The sequence below is a fragment of the Rheinheimera nanhaiensis E407-8 genome (genome assembly GCF_000296695.1).
Taxonomy (GTDB): domain Bacteria; phylum Pseudomonadota; class Gammaproteobacteria; order Enterobacterales; family Alteromonadaceae; genus Alishewanella; species Alishewanella nanhaiensis.
Genome location: NZ_BAFK01000013.1, coordinates 110,523 through 126,493, shown reverse-complemented (window position 1 = coordinate 126,493; position 15,971 = coordinate 110,523). Strand labels below are relative to the sequence as shown.

General features: G+C 54.5%; 15 protein-coding genes. 13 read left to right on the top strand and 2 right to left on the bottom strand.

Annotated features, from left to right (window positions below; all coding sequences use genetic code 11):
* From RNAN_RS12080 to RNAN_RS12060, 5 genes are all read left to right on the top strand, one after another.
* Window positions 1–909: AgmX/PglI C-terminal domain-containing protein (locus tag RNAN_RS12080; RefSeq protein WP_148275728.1), on the top strand; the 909-nt coding region annotated here is incomplete at its 5' end.
* Window positions 910–923: 14 nt separating this feature from the next.
* A complete protein-coding gene (locus RNAN_RS12075) occupies window positions 924–2,117 on the top strand; it encodes a hypothetical protein (protein ID WP_008222149.1) in 1,194 nt (397 codons plus the stop codon).
* A gap of 3 nt (window positions 2,118–2,120) precedes the next feature.
* Window positions 2,121–4,544, top strand: coding sequence for a LamG domain-containing protein (locus RNAN_RS12070; protein WP_008222146.1), 2,424 nt, complete (start codon window positions 2,121–2,123; stop codon window positions 4,542–4,544).
* Window positions 4,545–4,554: 10 nt separating this feature from the next.
* On the top strand, window positions 4,555–6,132 hold the full coding sequence (locus RNAN_RS12065) for a hypothetical protein (protein WP_008222143.1): 1,578 nt from the start codon (window positions 4,555–4,557) through the stop codon (window positions 6,130–6,132).
* A 117-nt stretch (window positions 6,133–6,249) separates the two neighbouring features.
* Entirely contained in the window at window positions 6,250–7,059 is an 810-nt protein-coding gene (locus RNAN_RS12060) for a substrate-binding periplasmic protein (protein ID WP_008222142.1), read from the top strand.
* A gap of 4 nt (window positions 7,060–7,063) precedes the next feature.
* Here the strand turns inward: RNAN_RS12060 and RNAN_RS12055 are convergent, their stop codons facing one another.
* Together RNAN_RS12055 and RNAN_RS12050 are read right to left on the bottom strand one after the other, a co-directional pair.
* Window positions 7,064–7,867 (bottom strand): substrate-binding periplasmic protein, encoded by an 804-nt coding sequence (locus tag RNAN_RS12055; RefSeq protein ID WP_008222140.1) that lies wholly within the window; start codon window positions 7,865–7,867, stop codon window positions 7,064–7,066.
* Between the two features lie 102 nt (window positions 7,868–7,969).
* Window positions 7,970–8,944 carry an FAD:protein FMN transferase gene (locus RNAN_RS12050; RefSeq protein ID WP_040552066.1) on the bottom strand — a complete coding sequence of 325 codons (975 nt, stop codon included), beginning with the start codon at window positions 8,942–8,944 and terminating at the stop codon, window positions 7,970–7,972.
* 370 nt (window positions 8,945–9,314) lie between these two features.
* On the opposite strand from RNAN_RS12050, the gene RNAN_RS12045 reads away from it, so the two are divergent.
* The 8 genes from RNAN_RS12045 to vgrG all read left to right on the top strand — a co-directional run bounded on the left by RNAN_RS12045 (window position 9,315) and on the right by vgrG (window position 15,956).
* Window positions 9,315–9,896, top strand: coding sequence for a Pvc16 family protein (locus tag RNAN_RS12045; protein WP_008222135.1), 582 nt, complete (start codon window positions 9,315–9,317; stop codon window positions 9,894–9,896).
* On the top strand, window positions 9,893–10,741 hold the full coding sequence (locus RNAN_RS12040) for a hypothetical protein (protein WP_008222131.1): 849 nt from the start codon (window positions 9,893–9,895) through the stop codon (window positions 10,739–10,741). Before RNAN_RS12045 ends, RNAN_RS12040 begins: the two co-directional genes overlap by 4 nt.
* Before the next feature lie 17 nt (window positions 10,742–10,758).
* Window positions 10,759–12,318, top strand: coding sequence for a phage tail sheath C-terminal domain-containing protein (locus tag RNAN_RS12035; RefSeq protein WP_008222129.1), 1,560 nt, complete (start codon window positions 10,759–10,761; stop codon window positions 12,316–12,318).
* Window positions 12,319–12,380: 62 nt separating this feature from the next.
* Window positions 12,381–12,839 (top strand): phage tail protein, encoded by a 459-nt coding sequence (locus tag RNAN_RS12030; RefSeq protein ID WP_008222127.1) that lies wholly within the window; start codon window positions 12,381–12,383, stop codon window positions 12,837–12,839.
* A gap of 13 nt (window positions 12,840–12,852) precedes the next feature.
* Window positions 12,853–13,311 carry a phage tail protein gene (locus RNAN_RS12025; RefSeq protein WP_008222126.1) on the top strand — a complete coding sequence of 153 codons (459 nt, stop codon included), beginning with the start codon at window positions 12,853–12,855 and terminating at the stop codon, window positions 13,309–13,311.
* A gap of 3 nt (window positions 13,312–13,314) precedes the next feature.
* Window positions 13,315–13,488: a DUF5908 family protein gene (locus RNAN_RS19240; RefSeq protein ID WP_008222123.1), complete on the top strand. Its 174-nt coding sequence runs from the start codon at window positions 13,315–13,317 to the stop codon at window positions 13,486–13,488.
* The gene (locus tag RNAN_RS12020; RefSeq protein WP_008222120.1) at window positions 13,488–14,165 is read left to right on the top strand and encodes a LysM peptidoglycan-binding domain-containing protein; all 678 of its coding nucleotides are present in this window, start codon (window positions 13,488–13,490) and stop codon (window positions 14,163–14,165) included. Before RNAN_RS19240 ends, RNAN_RS12020 begins: the two co-directional genes overlap by 1 nt.
* A 3-nt stretch (window positions 14,166–14,168) precedes the next feature.
* Window positions 14,169–15,956: a type VI secretion system tip protein VgrG gene (gene vgrG / locus RNAN_RS12015; RefSeq protein ID WP_008222118.1), complete on the top strand. Its 1,788-nt coding sequence runs from the start codon at window positions 14,169–14,171 to the stop codon at window positions 15,954–15,956.
* Window positions 15,957–15,971: the final 15 nt, after the last annotated feature.

Here is a 15,971-nt window from a genome sequence, read left to right as displayed (position 1 = left end):
AAGCGCTTTTACCAACTGCTGTGGCTGGGGCTATTGTTATGGCTGGTGTGTGCGGCGCTGGTGCCGGCACTGCAGGTGCCCGAGCGTAGCCGCGAAGTGCAGGAGCAGCTGCCGCCAACACTGGCGCGGGTCATGTTAGAGCAAAAGCAAATACCGCCACCCCCTGAACCTGAGCCGTTGCCAGAGCAAAAAGCCGAGCCTAAGCCTGAACCCGAGCCGACACCTGAGCCAGAGCCGGTAGCGGCCCGCCCTGATACGGTAAAGCCCGATCCGCAGCAGGCCCGTAAGCAGGCCGAGCAGGCCGGCTTAATGGCGATGCGTGATGAGCTGGCGACACTTAGGCAAAGTTTTCAGCTGGATAACAGCGCGCCGCAGCTAAAAAGCCGTGGTGAACAGCAGGCAACTCAGGTAGAGCGTACTTTGCTACGCAATGAAGCCAACAAGCAATTTGCCGCAGCAGAAGCTGCCGCCGCCGCCGGCGATATCGTACGCTCTGAGCTGGCCGATACCGGCAGTGTGGCGCTGGCAGAGACCGAACTGAAAGGCTTGTCGGCGGTGGGCCGCAAAGATGCCGGCAACAATACCGCCGACAGCAGCGCCGGGGGCAGCAGCGCAGGGCAGGGCCGCTCAGAGGCGGGCATTCGCCGCGTGCTGGAAGCGAATAAAAGTAGCCTATACACGCTGTACAGCCGCGCGCTTCGGGCCAACCCGCTGTTAAAAGGTAAAGTGGTGTTTGAATTAGTGATAAACCCGGACGGCAGTCTGGCGGATGTCAGCATTAAAAGCAGTGAGCTGAATGATGCCAAACTGGAGCGCTCGTTAGTGCTGCGTTTACGTTCGGTCAATTTTGGTGCCGAAGCGGCGGCAGTGACCCGTTCGCAGTGGACAGTGGAATTTTTACCGGGCTAAACCGGAGGAAACTTATGCGTAACGTGATGATAATATCCAGCTTGCTGCTGGCGCTGTTGCAGGGCTCGCCGGTGCAGGCCGGCGCGCTGGAGCAGGCAAAACGGCTGCATGAACGGCTGGCAGGTGTACCGGCTGATGCCGCCACCCTAAGTCAGATGCAAACGCTGATTGAGCAGGGTAATGCCCGCGCTGCTGCTGAGCTTGCCATGCAGCACCCGGATTTCTACCGCACGACCTTAAAGCTGTTCGCTGCGCCTGCCACTAACCGCGATCTGGACGTGTTTGAGCCATTAAACGACTACACGGCTACCGTGATTGGCCTGGTGCGTGATGAAGTGGATTTTCGCCAGTTGCTGCAAACCGATATTTTATATGTCGGTGCCGATAACCTGGGCCTGCCGCCGTACCAGAGCGATAACAATGCCCATTATCTGGCACTGGAGCAACAGGCCGTTGACCTGGCACAGTATCTGGAACCACGCTCGCAAAGCAGTTTAAATGGCATTCCGGCCGAGGCCGCTGCCGGTGTCATGACCAGCCGTGCTGCTGCCAAAGCGTTTTTCTACCTTGGCACCAACCGCGCCATGTTCCGTTTTACGCTGATGAGCCAGCTGTGTACTGATCTTGAACCACTGCAGGATATCAGCCGGCCGACCGACCGCATTCGCCAGGACGTCAGCCGCAGCCCGGGTGGCGACAGCCGCATCTTCAACAACCGCTGTGTTGGCTGCCATGCCGGTATGGACCCTCTGGCACAAGCCTTTGCCTACTACGATTACCAGTTTACTGACGAAGATGGCAGCAATGGCCGCATTTTTTACCAGCAAAGCGGCACGCAAAATGCGCAAACACAAAGCCGGGTGCAGCCCAAGTATCATATTAATGCCGGCAGCTTTCCTTATGGTTACCGCACACCGGATGACAGCTGGGTGAACTACTGGCGCCAGGGCCAGAATATGTCACTGGGCTGGGATAACAGCCTGCCGGGCCAGGGCAATGGCGCCAAAAGCTTAGGCCAGGAGTTGGCCAACACGGCAGCGTTTGCCCAGTGTCAGGTGAAAAAAGTATTTCGCACTGTGTGCCTGCGCGAGCCGGAAAACCTGACCGATGTCAGCACCTTACACAGCATTACCGCCAGTTTTCAAACGGGTGGTTACCAGTTAAAGCAGGTGTTTGCCGACACGGCCACCTACTGCATGGGAGACTAAGCCATGAAGCATTTGATGTTGCCCTTGCTGTTTACGCTGTTACTGGTTGGTTGTGGCGGCGCTGAAGTAGAGCAAAACCCGCCGCCACCGGTGCAGGAAGATAACACCAACTACACCGGCCCGGCACCGCAAACGGCCGATATACAACTGTTTAAACTGACACTGTGGGACAATATTGCCAGCACCAACCGCTGCGGTGCCTGCCATGTGCAGGGCAATACCGCGCCATTTTTTGCCCGTAACGATGATATTAACCAGGCTTATGCCGCCGCTACAGCGCTGGTAAACCTGGCTGACCCTGCGCAGTCGCTGCTGGTAACTAAACTGGCCGGCGGCCATAACTGCTGGCAGGCCAGTGACAGCGCCTGCGCCGATACCATGGCGCAGTGGATCCGTAACTGGGCCAATAGCAGTGAAACCGAAGCGGCTACGGTAACCCTGGTGGCACCGCCGCTACGTGAGCCGGGTGCCAGCAAAGTATTACCGGACGATCCGGCGCTATTTGGCAGCACTGTGTACCCGCTGCTGCGGCAGTACTGTGTGAATTGCCACGCGCCGGATGCCGCGCAAACCCAGTCGCCGTTTTTTGCCAGCAGCGATCTGGCCGCAGCCTATGACGCCAGCCGCAAGCTGATTAATCTGGACAACCCCGAGCTGTCGCGCTTTGTTGCCCGCTTAGGCGGCGAGTTTCACAACTGCTGGTCAGATTGCCCTGCGGATGCCGCGCAAATGCGCTCAGCCATTGAGCAAATTGCTGCCAGTGTCGAATTAACCTCACTCGATCCTGCCTTAGTGGTGTCCAAAGCGCTGCGGCTGGACGATGGCGTGGTCGCCTCCAGTGGTGGCCGTTTTGAAGCGAACCAGATCGCCTTTTACCAGTTTAAAACCGGCAGCGGCGCCATCGCTTACGATACTTCAGGTGTGGAGCCTGCGGCTAATTTAAGCCTGCAAGGTGATATCAGCTGGGTAACCGGCTGGGGTATTCAAATTAATAGCGGCCGGGCGCAGGCCAGTACGCAAAACAGCAGTAAGCTGGCCAATTTAATCAGTGCCACCGGCGAGCTGTCATTAGAAGCCTGGCTGGTGCCGGCTAATGTCACGCAGGAAGGGCCGGCGGCTATCGTCAGTTATGCCGGTAGCAGCAATGAGCGCAATATCACGCTGGGCCAAAGCCAGTATAACTATGACTTTTTGCTGCGCAGTGACCAAAGCGATCTGGCCGGTTTGCCAGCCGTCAGTACCGCCGATGCTGATGAAGTGCTGCAGGCGACGTTGCAGCATGTGGTGTTAACGCAGGATCCGGTGAATGGCCAGCGCATCTACGTTAACGGTGAAGATACCGGCGTACGCGCCCCGGCGGTGGCTATCCGCAACTGGGATAACAGCTTTGCCCTGATGCTGGGAAATGAAGCCAACGGCAACCGGCAATGGCAGGGCACAGTGCGGCTACTGGCGGTACACAACAAAGCCCTTAATGCCGCGCAAATCCAGCAAAACTATCAGGTTGGCGTAGGGCAGAAGTTTTATCTGCTGTTTGCTATTGGTGAGCTGATAAACCTGCCTGATAGCTACATCGTGTTCGAGGTGGCGCAGTTTGATAATTACTCCTACCTGTTTAATGCGCCTTATCTGGTCAATCTGGAAGGCCGCACCTTGTCACAGCCGCTTAACATCAGCGGTATGGCGCTGGGTTTAAACGGTAAGGAAGTGGTAACCGGTCAGGCCTGGATTAGCCAGCAATTTGAGCTGGGGACTAATGCTGATCTGACCGGCGGCGCTGCGCTTTCGGCGCAGGGCACCATTATTGGCAGCGAGTTAGGCGCGCAGAGCGATGAATTCTTCTTATCTTTTGCCCGCATAGGTGAGCTAACCAATGTCCGCACCGACAGCACCGCACCGGTGCAGCAGATTGTCGCCGGCAGCAGTCAAAGCAGCGATATTGGCCTTAAAACCTTTGCCGAAATTCATGCCAGTATGAGTGCGTTAACCGGCGTGGCCCAGCAGCACTCCAGCGTGGCGCAGGTGTATCAGACCATTCAGCGCCAGCTGCCATCCTCTGATAGCATCGATACCTTTGTCTCGGCGCAGCAAATGGCCATCACTCAGCTTGGTATCGCCTATTGTAATGCCGCGATTGAAGATAACGCCATCCGGCAAAGCTGGTTTGCCGGCCTTGATTTTAGTGCGGCGCCCTCGACCACTTACAGCCTGGCAAACCGGCCGCTGTTTATCGATGCGCTGTTAACGCGCTTAATGCCGCTGGCACCTTTAAGCTCAGCGCCGCGCGCTGAGGTAGAAACCGAGCTGGATGCGCTGATAAGCCGGTTAAGTAACTGTAATGGCAGCTGCAGCAGTGATCGCAGCCGCACCATTGCCAAAGCGGCCTGCACTGCGGTGCTGGCCAGTGCCGAGCTGGTATTGCAGTAGGAGAGCCTGAATGAAACGAAATAAACCTTTACACCCGGACAGCCCGCTACTGCATGCCTGTCACAGCAAACCGATAAGCCGGCGCGATTTTATTGCCTGTGGTCTGAGCTACGGCGCAGCGGTATTGACCACCGGCTCAGTGTTTGGCTTGTTTGCCAACCCGAATAAAGCCCATGCTGCACTGTCACCCGATTTAGAGGCGTTAAAGCAGCTGTGCGGCATTAACGTACAGGGCGCTGGTAAAATTCCGTTTATTTGCTTTGACTTGGCCGGCGGTGCCAATATTGCCGGCTCTAACGTGCTGGTCGGTGGCGCGGGTGGTCAGCGCGACTTTTTATCGGTGCAGGGCTACAGCAAACTGGGTTTGCCGGCCGATATGGTGCCGCAGGCGGTGAATGGCGCTGATCCGGCGGCTGGTTTTATTAATGATCAGCTGGGGTTGGCGTTTCACAGTGACTCGCAAATGCTGGCCGGTATTTTAGAGCGCACCAGTTTGGCCACCCAGGCTATGACCAACGGCGCTGTGCTGCCGTCGCGTTCGGAAAATGACACCGGTAACAACCCGCATAACCCTATGTACGCCATCGCCAAAGCCGGCGCCAGCGGCTCGTTAATGCCACTTATTGGTTCACGTAACTCCGACTCTGGCGCCAATTCGATGATGCCAATGGAGTTTTATAACCCAGAGCTTAGGCCAACCAAAATAGACCGGCCCAGCGATGTCACCGGCCTGGTCGATGTCGGCGATTTATTTGGCCTGCTAAACCAGAATGATGCGGTAGCGGTGATGGAAGCGGTGCAGCGCATCAGCGACAGTAAACTGGGCCGGGTGAACACCACTATCAGCCGCGATGCGGTGCTCAAAGAGCTGGTGCGCTGTGGTTATGTGAAAAGTGCTGATTTAGCTGACCGTTTCGGTAACCCGGCGACGCTGGATCCAGCCGCCGATCCGGACATTGTCGGTGCAGCCGGCATTTTCAGCGCCGAAGAATTTAACAGTGACGGCGAGTTTCGCAAAACCGCGTCGGTCATGAAGCTGGTAGTGAACGGCTTTGCCGGTGCCGGCTCTATTACCATAGGCGGTTATGATTACCATACCGGCGAGCGGGGCACCGGTGAGCTGCGTGACTTACGCGCCGGCCGCTGCATCGGGGCCTGCCTGGAATATGCCGCCCGCATGAATCAGCCGCTGATGATCTATGTCTACAGCGATGGCTCGGTGGCCAGTAATGGCCGCATTGATGACTCGGAATTTGGCCGGGGTAAAGGCGAGTGGACGGGTGATAACTCATCAACTGCGGCGTCCTTCATCCTGGTGTACAGCCCTAATGGCCGGCCCACCCTGTTAGGCGGCAGTGCTGAGCAGCAGGCTCGGCATCAGCAAATCGGCTTTATGCGGCCGGATGCATCGGTAGAAACCGGCTCGTCGGTGGCGGCCAATAACGTCAATTTGCTGGTGCAAACGGTGTTGCTAAATTATCTGGCGCTGCACGGCGAACAAGGCCGGCTTGCCGAAGTGGCCCCCTTTCATGGGTTGGGTAATGCGGCCAGCCTGGACCGGCTTACCGCTTTTGCCCCTATTATCTGACGCGACAGATTTTTTCTGTCGCCGGCAGGCAAGTTAGCGGCGGCGCGTATATAGTTGATCAGGTTGCAGCTAAATAGCTGCAGTGGATTAGAATTAACTGTATCGGAGCCTTAGGTGATGAGATGGCTATGTCTGGCGCTGTTGGGCGCGCTGCTAAGCTTGCCGGCGAAAAGTTGTGTCTGGCGCATGGGCATTGAAACCAGTTTTGCGCCTTACATTATGCAGCAGGGCGACAGCTGGCGTGGCCTGAACGTTGATTTACTCTCTGCGCTGGCAACAGAGATGGGCTGTCAGCTGGAGTTTATTCACAGCCCCTGGCTTAGGGCATTAAAGCTGATGGAGCAGGGGCAGTTAGACGTGGTAACGCATCTTACCTACAACCCCGAGCGCAGCCGCCAGTTTGCTTTTATCGGCCCGCACCATCAGGAAGTGATTTATCTGGTGGGGATACCACAAGCTTTTCCCGGTCTTAGCGATTTGTCTGCACTCAAGCGCAGTGGCACGCCCGGCATTATCGCCTTGCTAAACGGGGCTTATTACGGTGATGAGCTGGACAGCATTTTAAATGATGCGAAAAACCGTACCCGTTTTGTCTTTATTCGCGGTAACGAGGATAAGCAGGCTTTGCTGCTTAATGGCCGGGTACACGGCGTACTGGAAGATATAGCGGCCTATCATTATTGGAAAAAACGCGCCAGCCTGCCCACCGCTGACTATCAACCGCTGTTTCAGGTATTTCAAAGCCCGGTTTATTTTGGTTTTAACTTAAATACCTTTAATGCGCAGCAGCTTGAGGCCTTAGCTGCCGCCTGGCAGAAGTTGTATGACAATGGCAGTTTGCTGCAGGTGATGCAGCCTTATCAACTGGACGAATATCAGTTTAGCTTACCGGCGCCACAGCCCAGGCTGGCACCTCAGTTAAGGTAACAGCTTATAGCAGCGGCGCTGGCGTAAGCTGCTCATCCGGCACTATCTGATATTTCTGATAGATGGCGCTAAGCTCGCCCTGCTGATACAGGCGCTGCCAGGCTTCAGCCAACTGCTTAAGTTGGTTTACGCTTAAGGAGGCTTTACTAAAGCCAAAATATACCGGGCTTTCGTGCACTTTGAGCAGGGGCTGATAACGCTCTGCGTCCGGGTAATGATGTTGCTGCCAGTAATGCAGCACGCTAATGTCTTCCAGAATGGCTTTAACCCGTTTGGCCCTCAACAGCGCCAACTTATCCTGAATACTGCTGATGTTCACCAACTGACGGGCAAAAGCGGGATATTGGCTTAAGCGGCTAAACTCTTCACCATAATAAGCGCCATGCAAGGTAGCGATGCTGCCCAGGTCAGCGCCGTCAGCCAGTTGTTGCAGGCTGGCCGGCGCACTGATTTCGCCCGGGTCACCCACCAGATAAATGCTTTCAATATGATGTGGGCCGATAAAAGCGAACTGCGCTCTGCGCTCGTTACTTACCGACAAGTGGCTTAACACATCCAGCTCGCCCTGGGCACTCATTTGTAAGGCTCTGAGCCAGGGGCTGTTAATAAACACCAACTGACAGTTAAGCTCTTGTGCCAGCCGCTGCATCAGCTCGACACTTAACCCCGTCCATTGTTGCTGCTGCTGGATTAAATGCGGCGGAAAATCGGTTTCGGTTGACATACGTAAGGTGCAGCCAGGCTCGGTAGCACTGACCAGCAACGGGCTAAGGCCAAACAACAGGCTTAGTGCCAGCTTACGCAACATAGGGTACTCCCTGCACATTAAAATTCGCTAATAAATGTACAACAGCGCTGTTAGCCTGTACAGCAACAAATGCAGCACTGGCTCAGTGAGCGTAAGCAAACCTTAGGGCGTTAAACCGCTGGAGAAATACATCTTACGCTCGGCATCAATAAAAATAGCTTCATAGCCGTCAATTTGTTCAATTAACGCCATGCCTTGTTTAAGCCCCAGCACAAATAAGGTAGTCGACAGCGCATCGGTTTGGGTGGTGTCGGCGCCAATGACTGACACACTGAGCGCACCGGCAGCACTTTTACCGGTTTTCGGATCGAGAATATGGTGATAGCGCACACCGTCTTCAATAAAAAAGCGCTCGTAATCACCAGAGGTGCTAATGGCGCTGTCTGTCAGTGGCAGGGTAACGGCGTATTTGTCTTCCTGCCGTGGGTGTTTTACCCCAACCAGCCAGGGCTTGCCGGTTTTGTCACCCAGCAAGCGGCTATCACCGCCGGCGGTAAGCTGGGCATGTTTAATGCCTTGTGCCGCTAACAGGCCAATGGCGCGCTCTACCGCGTAGCCTTTGGCAATGCCGCCTAAATCAATTTTAATGCCGGGCTGGCTGTATTTAACCCGGTTATTTGCCAGCAGTTCGACGCTTTGGTAATTCACTAGCTGCCGGCCTTGCTCCAGTTGGCGGGCGTCCGGCTTCTGGCCGCTGCGATAATCGTAATAAAAACCCACCGAGGCGAAGGTAATGTCAAAGGCACCGTGACTGAGTATAGAAATATGCCGTGCCCGCTGCAGCAACTGATACATCTCAGCGGAAACCGCCACCGGCGCAGCGGCCGCCTCACGGTTTAACAGGCTTAACTCACTGCTGGCGATATAAGGGCTCATCAGCTGGTTAATCCGTTCAAACTCAGCCTGTACCTCGCGGATTAACTGCTGTGCCTTGGTGCTATCGTCACACCACAATTCAATATAAGCCTGGGTGCCCAGGGTTTGAAAGGCCTGGCGGTGCCACTGGGCAGTGGCGGCAGTGCTCACAAATACGACAACCAGATACAGGATGACATGGCACACAGCGGCAAAACGCATATTTTATTCTCTGTAAATAAACTGCTGCTATTGTTACAGAGCTGCCAACTTTACTCAATGGTTAGCCTGGCTTGGCGTTAAGTCTGGGTTTGTTATTTCTGGGTTTGTTATTAAAGAGCGTTATTTTCCGATGATAAATTTGCGATATATTTGCATTGTGTAGTTGAGGCACTATCTTTAAACACGTTAATTATTCCTGCTTGTATAAATAACCGCTGTTTGTATTAGTTATTTGTTTTTACCGCCGTTGCAGACAAAGGCGTTGGCCGCTTTTTCACCAGGCTATCGCCTTGCCAGTCGTAAATTAACTTGAGATGTATCGTTCACAGCCATGAAGGCTGTGTTGTGTGCGTTTGACTGGAAAAACAAGATGATAGCGAAGACGTTGACGCAGCTGGCGGCGCAGTTAAACCGGTTTTTGCGGCAGAATTTCAAGCTGGACGAAGATATTGTGCTGGTGTCGAACTTAAATGAGTCCGATGGCAGTGCCTGTACGCATATCAATAATAAGTTAGCGCTGTTTCTGGTTGGCATAGAAAAAGAAGCCGCTATCCGTAATAAACCCACGCTGCTCGATAGCGGTTTTAGCCGCAGTGCCAATAGCGCACCCGCGCTGCACCTGAATTTATATGTGATGCTGGCCGCCAACTTTAACGGTGCCAACTATAGCGATGCGTTAACGCTGCTGTCAGCGTCAGTCAGTTTTTTTCAGCGCAACCCGGTTTTTAGCCGGCAAAGCTTGCCAGAGCTTGACCCGGCGATAGAACAACTGACACTGGATCTGGAAAACCTCAGCATTCAGGATGCCAGCAATTTATGGGGTATGTTAAGCGGTAAATATCTGCCATCTGTGCTGTACAAAGTGCGCATGCTCAGCTTTGACGGCGCCGATATTTATGCGCAAAGCAGTTTGCTCAGCAAGCCGGTCAGCGACATAGGCAGCCGGTTATGAGCTATCTGCCATTATGCCAGCTGCACCTGCAGCATCATTACTTTAATAGCGGCTACCTGGCACAGGCAAAACTGCTACCCTCAGCGGCTACCGTGCAAAAACTGCACAATGCCCAGCTGCTGTTTAAAGCCACTAAACAAGGTGCTGTGCTGCTGCTGGACAGTTCGCGGCGCGATCTTGCCGCCGCCTGTTGCGAGCCGGCGCTGACATTACACTTTTTGCTGTACAGCACAGACAGCCATTTTGGCAGTTATACCGAGCCGGTGTTGCCGTACGGGCAGCTGTGGTATTGCGACAGCCAAAACGCCGTGGCCGAGGCCAACTTCCTGCGCTTACATCAACAGCCTGCGTTAAGCAGCGCAGAGCTTATTAGCGCCGATGACAACCGGCTGCTATCTGTTCTCGAGCGGCGCCAGGGCAGTTTGCCACAGCTGGTGCTGGCGCTGCAGATTAGTGCTGCCGAGATTAACGCGCTAACCGCCACCAATGCCCGTCATTATCTGCTCAAATTCGCCAGCCGTCAGACGCTGTGGCGCTATTACCTGGTGGGTGACAGCTTTAATGGCGCCCTGCACATCCGCGATCTGAGCCAGCACAGTGCCGAACTTTTTGCCCGGCAGCAGGATGTCATGCTGGCCAATGGCCGCAAGGCGCAGGTGTTTGATTCTGTGCAACCGCTCAGCCTGGCAGAGCAAAGCCCATATCGCTTTGCGCTGATTAGTCAGGATGGCGGCAGTGAAAAAATTCTGATTAAACGGCTGCCGGTGGCAACGGCCGGGCAATCAGGCAACGCAGTAGTAAACGGAGTATCGCGACACCTGGCTGAAATATATCTTAATTACTAACCAGAAAGGATCTGATCATGGGGCAGATGAAAACGCCTGGCGTTTATATCGTAGAAAAAAATGCCTTTCCCAATTCAGTAGTGGAAGTGGCAACGGCAGTGCCGGCTTTTATCGGTTACACCGAAAAAGCACTGAACGGCACTAAATCTCTGACTAATCAGCCGATGCGTATCAGCTCAATGTCAGAGTTTCACAATTATTTTGGTTTTGCACCGACACCAATGTTCGGTTTAGCTGAGGCCAGCGCACCGGCAGATAACACCTTTAGTGTGGCCGGTAAGGAGTATCAGCTTAGCCATGACAGCGGTAAAAACCTGTTGTATTACGCCATGATGCTGTTTTACCAAAACGGCGGCGGCCCCTGCTATATCGTGTCGGTTGGCAATTACGCCGATGATGTAGAGGGTGCTAAGTTAATGGCCGGTATTGAGCAGTTGGTCAAAGAGCAGGAACCCACCATGCTGGTGATCCCCGAAGCGGTGTTGCTGTCAGAGGATGATTGCATCGCGGTGCAACAAGCCGCACTGGCGCATTGTGGCGGCAAAATGCGCAACCGGGTAGCTATTTTGGACGTCTGGCAGGGCTATAAAGCACGCCAGCATCCGGAGGGCGACTGCATTGAAAATTTCCGCGGCAAACTGGGCATTAACTATCTGGATTTTGCCACTGCCTACTACCCCTGGCTTAATACCAGCATAGTGCAGGAGCGCGATCTCAGTTATCAGAACCTGACGCCGGCCGCGCTGTTACAGCAGCTGGTAAAACAGGAGCGCAACCTGCCTGACGAGTTGCCCAAGCTGGCCGACAATGCCAGTGCCGCAGATAAATCTGCCCAGTTAAAACTGCAGCAGCAACTGGATGCCATAGCCGATATCAGCGCCGACTGGAGCCAGCTGGAGCAGGCCGAGCGCATGGCCAAGCAGATGTTACTGCACAAAAGTTTAAAAGCCATCAGCCCGTTGTACAGCCAGCTGATTAGCCAGATGCGCGCCATGCTGAATTTACTGCCGCCGGCCGCCGCCATGGCCGGGATTTACACCATGGTCGACAACACCAAAGGCGTGTGGAAAGCGCCGGCCAATGTCAGTTTAAGCGCGGTAGTGTCACCGGCGGTAAATATTACCCATGACGAGCAGGAAGATTTAAACGTCAGCACCCAGGGTAAATCGATCAATGCCATCCGCACCTTTATTGGTGAAGGCACCCTGGTCTGGGGCGCCCGCACACTGGATGGCAACAGCCTCGACTGGCGCTATATCAGTGTACGCCGCACTATGATTATGCTGGAAGAGTCCATCCGCCTGGGCACCAAGGCTTACGTCTTTGAAAACAATACCGCCAGCACCTGGGTCACCATTAAAAGCATGATCCGCAATTTTCTTACCGGCATCTGGAAGCGCGGCGGGTTGGCTGGAGCAACCCCGGAAGATGCGTTCAGTGTCAGCGTTGGCCTGGGGGAAACCATGACATCGGAAGATATTCTCGAGGGCATTTTACGGGTCACGGTGCTGGTGGCACTGATCCGGCCGGCCGAGTTTATCGAGATCACCTTCCAGCAGCAGATGCAGAAGTCCTGATCATTCCAGCAACAGATACTAATTTTGCAGATTACTAATTTTGCAGCGAAAGGAGCTTAAAAATGGCTGATGACGGTTCAACCCAATCAACCTCGGTATGGCCCTTACCGAAGTTTTATTTTCAGGTGAAATGGGACTCAGAAGTGATGTCGTTCCAGGAAGTGTCCGGGCTGGATGTGGAAGCCCAGATCATTGAATACCGCGCCGGCGACAACCCGGTATTTTCTGCCACTAAGATGCCGGGGCTGAAAAAGTCCGGCAATGTGACGATGAAAAAAGGCGTGTATAAATCGGACAACAAATTCTGGGCCTGGTTTAGCCAGATCAAGATGAACACCATTAAGCGTTTGCCGGTCACCATCAGCCTGCTGGATGAGGCTGGCGGCACCACTATGGTATGGACCCTGACCAATGCCTGGCCGACTAAGATCACCGGCACCGATCTGAAGTCAGACGGCAACGAGGTGGCCATCGAAACCATCGAAATAGTGCACGAGGGCATCACTATTGATAACCCCTGACAGGTAAAGCCCAATGACCGAGCAAGCCGCTTATCCGTTACCGGCGTTTTACTTTCGGGTGAAGTTTGCCACTACCGGCGACAGTGCCGACACCGCCTTTCAGGAGGTGTCGGGCATTGGTGGCCAGATAGACACGGAAGAGATCACCGAAGGTGGCGAAAACCGCTTTGTGCACCGCTTACCCAAGGCGGTGAAATACAGCAACCTGGTACTGAAACGCGGCATTGCCGACATTAACTCTGAGCTGGTGAAGTGGTGCCTTAAGGTATTTGCCCATGGCTTAGACAGCGGTATAGCGCCGATGACTATTATGGTTGACCTGCTGGACAGTAATGGCCAGCCGGCGCGCAGCTGGTCTTTTGTCAATGCCTGGCCGGTCAGCTGGCAGGTGGAAGCCTTCAGCGCCAGCAAAAATGAAGTTGCAATAGAGAAACTCGAATTCAGTTATCAGTATATGTCGAGGGAGAGCTAAACTATGCCTATTGAAGTCAGCCGGCTGATTGTCAAAGCCACACTGCTGGAACCGGCAGAGCCGCCGGTGGCGGCGCCGCCGCTGCAAGGCGAAAGCTTGCGCCAGTTAAAAGAAGAGATTTTGCAGGAATGCCAGCGCCTGGTAGAGCAGGCCCGCTTTGAGCAGAGACCGCGCTGATGAGTGGCAGTAAAACCCTGCTCAGCATCAGTTGCTGTGACCATAATGGCCAGCCAACCGGCGAAGGTCAGTTTCAGGCGCTGATTAACCCCGCCAGCCTGAACCATCAGCTGGGCATCAGTTATAACAGCGACAGCAGCAGCCATTTACCGATAGGCAAGTCGGCGGTGGAAAGCAAACTGAGCCAGTACCAGCAGGAAAAACTCAGTTTTGAACTGGTGCTCGATGGCACCGGTGTGGTGCCGGCCAGTGCACCTACCGAAGTCAGCCAGCAGGTGAAACAGCTGAAAAACGTGGTGTATCACTATGTGGGTGAGAAGCACGAACCCAGCATTGTCAAACTGCAGTGGGGCCAGAGCTTCAGCTTTATTGGCCGCTTAAGCAGTATGACGCTGGACTACACCTTATTTAAACCCGGTGGTGACCCGCTAAGGGCGAAGATTAAACTGAACTTTGGCAGCTATATGTCAAACAAGCAGGAGGCGCTAAAAGCCGACCGGCAATCGCCGGATCTAACCCATCAGGTGCGGGTGAAAGCCGGCGATACCCTGCCATTGCTGTGTTACCGTCAGTACCGCGACAGCAGTTACTACCTGGCCGTGGCGGCCTTTAATCAGCTAGACAGTATCAGTGCACTTAAACCCGGCACGGTATTGTATTTTCCGCCGCTGAGGTAGCAGATGGTCAATTCTGTGCTGACAGGGGCTGAAGGCCCGGTAAGACTAACGATAAGCAGTGATGGCGCGGCGCTCGCTGACAGCATCAGCGTGGTCAGTATTGATATCACCAAGGCATTAAACCGTATACCGGTGGCGCTGCTGACCTTTAGCGATGGCGATATGCCGAATAAAGACTTTCCGTTATCTAACCAGGCTCAGTTAATACCGGGCGCCAGGCTGGTGGTGAAGCTGGGCTATGGCGACGACGAGCAACAGGTATTTAGCGGCGTTGTGGTAAAGCACAGCCTGAGTGTGCGCGGGAATAACCAGGCCGAGCTGATAGTGGAATGCCGCGATCTGATTTTTGCCGCCAGCCTAAGCCGCAATAATGCCAACTTTGTCGATATGAAAGACAGTGATATCTGGCAGCAGCTGGCGGCGAACTATGGCGTTAGTTGCAGCGCCACGGCCACCACCGAGCAGCACGCCGAGCTGGTGCAGTATTACTGCAGCGACTGGGATTTTATGCTGTTAAGGGCCGAGGTGAACGGCATGCTGCTTAATGCCGATGACGGCAGTCTGAGCATAGCGCCGCCGGATGTCAGTAGCGAACCGGTATTAAAAGTGACCTATGGCGATGATTTACTTAGCTTTAACGCCAGCCTTGATGCCAGCCAGCAGTTTAATACGGTTAACGCCGTCAGCTGGGATCCGGCCAGCCAGCAGGTGCAGCAGCAAAGCGCCACACCCGACGCGTTCAGCGGCCAGGGTAATGTCAGCGCCGCTAATCTGGCCAGCGTGGCCAACCTGAAGCAGCAGCTGTTGCAATCTAATGCCCCGCTTAGCAGCGACAGCTTAACCAGCTGGGCCAAGGCGCAGCAACTGAAGGCGGCGTTAAGCCGTATTCGCGGCGAGCTACGCTGTCAGGGTTCGGCCTTATTAAAGCCCGGCGTGTTAGTTGAGGTAGAGGGGGTTGGCGAGCGCTTTAACGGCAAGGTGTTTGTCAGCCAGGTGCGGCACAGCGTAACCAACGGCGATTGGGTAAGCCAGGTCAGCTTTGGCATGTCGGCGCAGTGGTTTGCCCAAAGCAGCGATATCAGTGCGCCGGCGGCGGCCGGTGTGCTGCCGGCGGTCGATGGCCTGCAAATTGGTGTGGTACTAAAGCTGGATGCCGATCCGGCCGGTGAGCAGCGTATTCAGGTCAAGGTGCCGCTGCTGCAAGCGCAAACCGAAGGCGTTTGGGCGCGCTTACTGAGCTTTTATGCCTCGGATGGCTTTGGCCAGTACTGTGTGCCTGAAATCGGCGATGAAGTGATTTTAGGCTATCTGAACAGCGACCCCTGCCATCCGGTGATCCTCGGCAGCGTTTACAGCAGTAAGCGGGCGCCGGCCTATCAGCATAGCGCCGAAAACAATCTCAAAGCCTTTGTCAGTCGCAGCAAACTGACGCTGGAATTTGACGAAGAGAAGAAAAAGATCAGCCTTCTGACGCCGGCAGGTAACCAGGTGGTGCTGGATGATGACAGCAAAAGCATCCTGCTACAGGACCAAAACGGCAACAAGGTTGAGCTGTCAGAAGCCGGTATCAGCCTGGATAGCCCGAAAGACATTAGCCTCAGTGCAAAAGGCAAAATCAGTTTACAGGCGGTCGGTAATATCGAGCTGGCGGCCCAGGCCGATTTTAGCGCTCAAGCGCTGAATATTTCACAGGAAGCCAAGGTCGGGTTTAGCGCCAAAGGCAATGCCAGTGCCGAACTGTCGGCCAGCGGCCAGACCACGGTAAAAGGTGCCATGGTGATGATTAATTAACCTGCAACCTCATTA

What these genes read in the sequence shown, in the direction of transcription:
- RNAN_RS12075 (WP_008222149.1), top strand. Translation starts at nt 924, where the DNA reads ATGCGTAACGTGATGATAATATCCAGCTTGCTGCTGGCGCTGTTGCAG.
- RNAN_RS12070 (WP_008222146.1), top strand. Translation starts at nt 2,121, where the DNA reads ATGAAGCATTTGATGTTGCCCTTGCTGTTTACGCTGTTACTGGTTGGT.
- RNAN_RS12065 (WP_008222143.1), top strand. Translation starts at nt 4,555, where the DNA reads ATGAAACGAAATAAACCTTTACACCCGGACAGCCCGCTACTGCATGCC.
- RNAN_RS12060 (WP_008222142.1), top strand. Translation starts at nt 6,250, where the DNA reads ATGAGATGGCTATGTCTGGCGCTGTTGGGCGCGCTGCTAAGCTTGCCG.
- RNAN_RS12055 (WP_008222140.1), bottom strand. Translation starts at nt 7,867, where the DNA reads ATGTTGCGTAAGCTGGCACTAAGCCTGTTGTTTGGCCTTAGCCCGTTG.
- RNAN_RS12050 (WP_040552066.1), bottom strand. Translation starts at nt 8,944, where the DNA reads ATGCGTTTTGCCGCTGTGTGCCATGTCATCCTGTATCTGGTTGTCGTA.
- RNAN_RS12045 (WP_008222135.1), top strand. Translation starts at nt 9,315, where the DNA reads ATGATAGCGAAGACGTTGACGCAGCTGGCGGCGCAGTTAAACCGGTTT.
- RNAN_RS12040 (WP_008222131.1), top strand. Translation starts at nt 9,893, where the DNA reads ATGAGCTATCTGCCATTATGCCAGCTGCACCTGCAGCATCATTACTTT.
- RNAN_RS12035 (WP_008222129.1), top strand. Translation starts at nt 10,759, where the DNA reads ATGGGGCAGATGAAAACGCCTGGCGTTTATATCGTAGAAAAAAATGCC.
- RNAN_RS12030 (WP_008222127.1), top strand. Translation starts at nt 12,381, where the DNA reads ATGGCTGATGACGGTTCAACCCAATCAACCTCGGTATGGCCCTTACCG.
- RNAN_RS12025 (WP_008222126.1), top strand. Translation starts at nt 12,853, where the DNA reads ATGACCGAGCAAGCCGCTTATCCGTTACCGGCGTTTTACTTTCGGGTG.
- RNAN_RS19240 (WP_008222123.1), top strand. Translation starts at nt 13,315, where the DNA reads ATGCCTATTGAAGTCAGCCGGCTGATTGTCAAAGCCACACTGCTGGAA.
- RNAN_RS12020 (WP_008222120.1), top strand. Translation starts at nt 13,488, where the DNA reads ATGAGTGGCAGTAAAACCCTGCTCAGCATCAGTTGCTGTGACCATAAT.
- vgrG (WP_008222118.1), top strand. Translation starts at nt 14,169, where the DNA reads ATGGTCAATTCTGTGCTGACAGGGGCTGAAGGCCCGGTAAGACTAACG.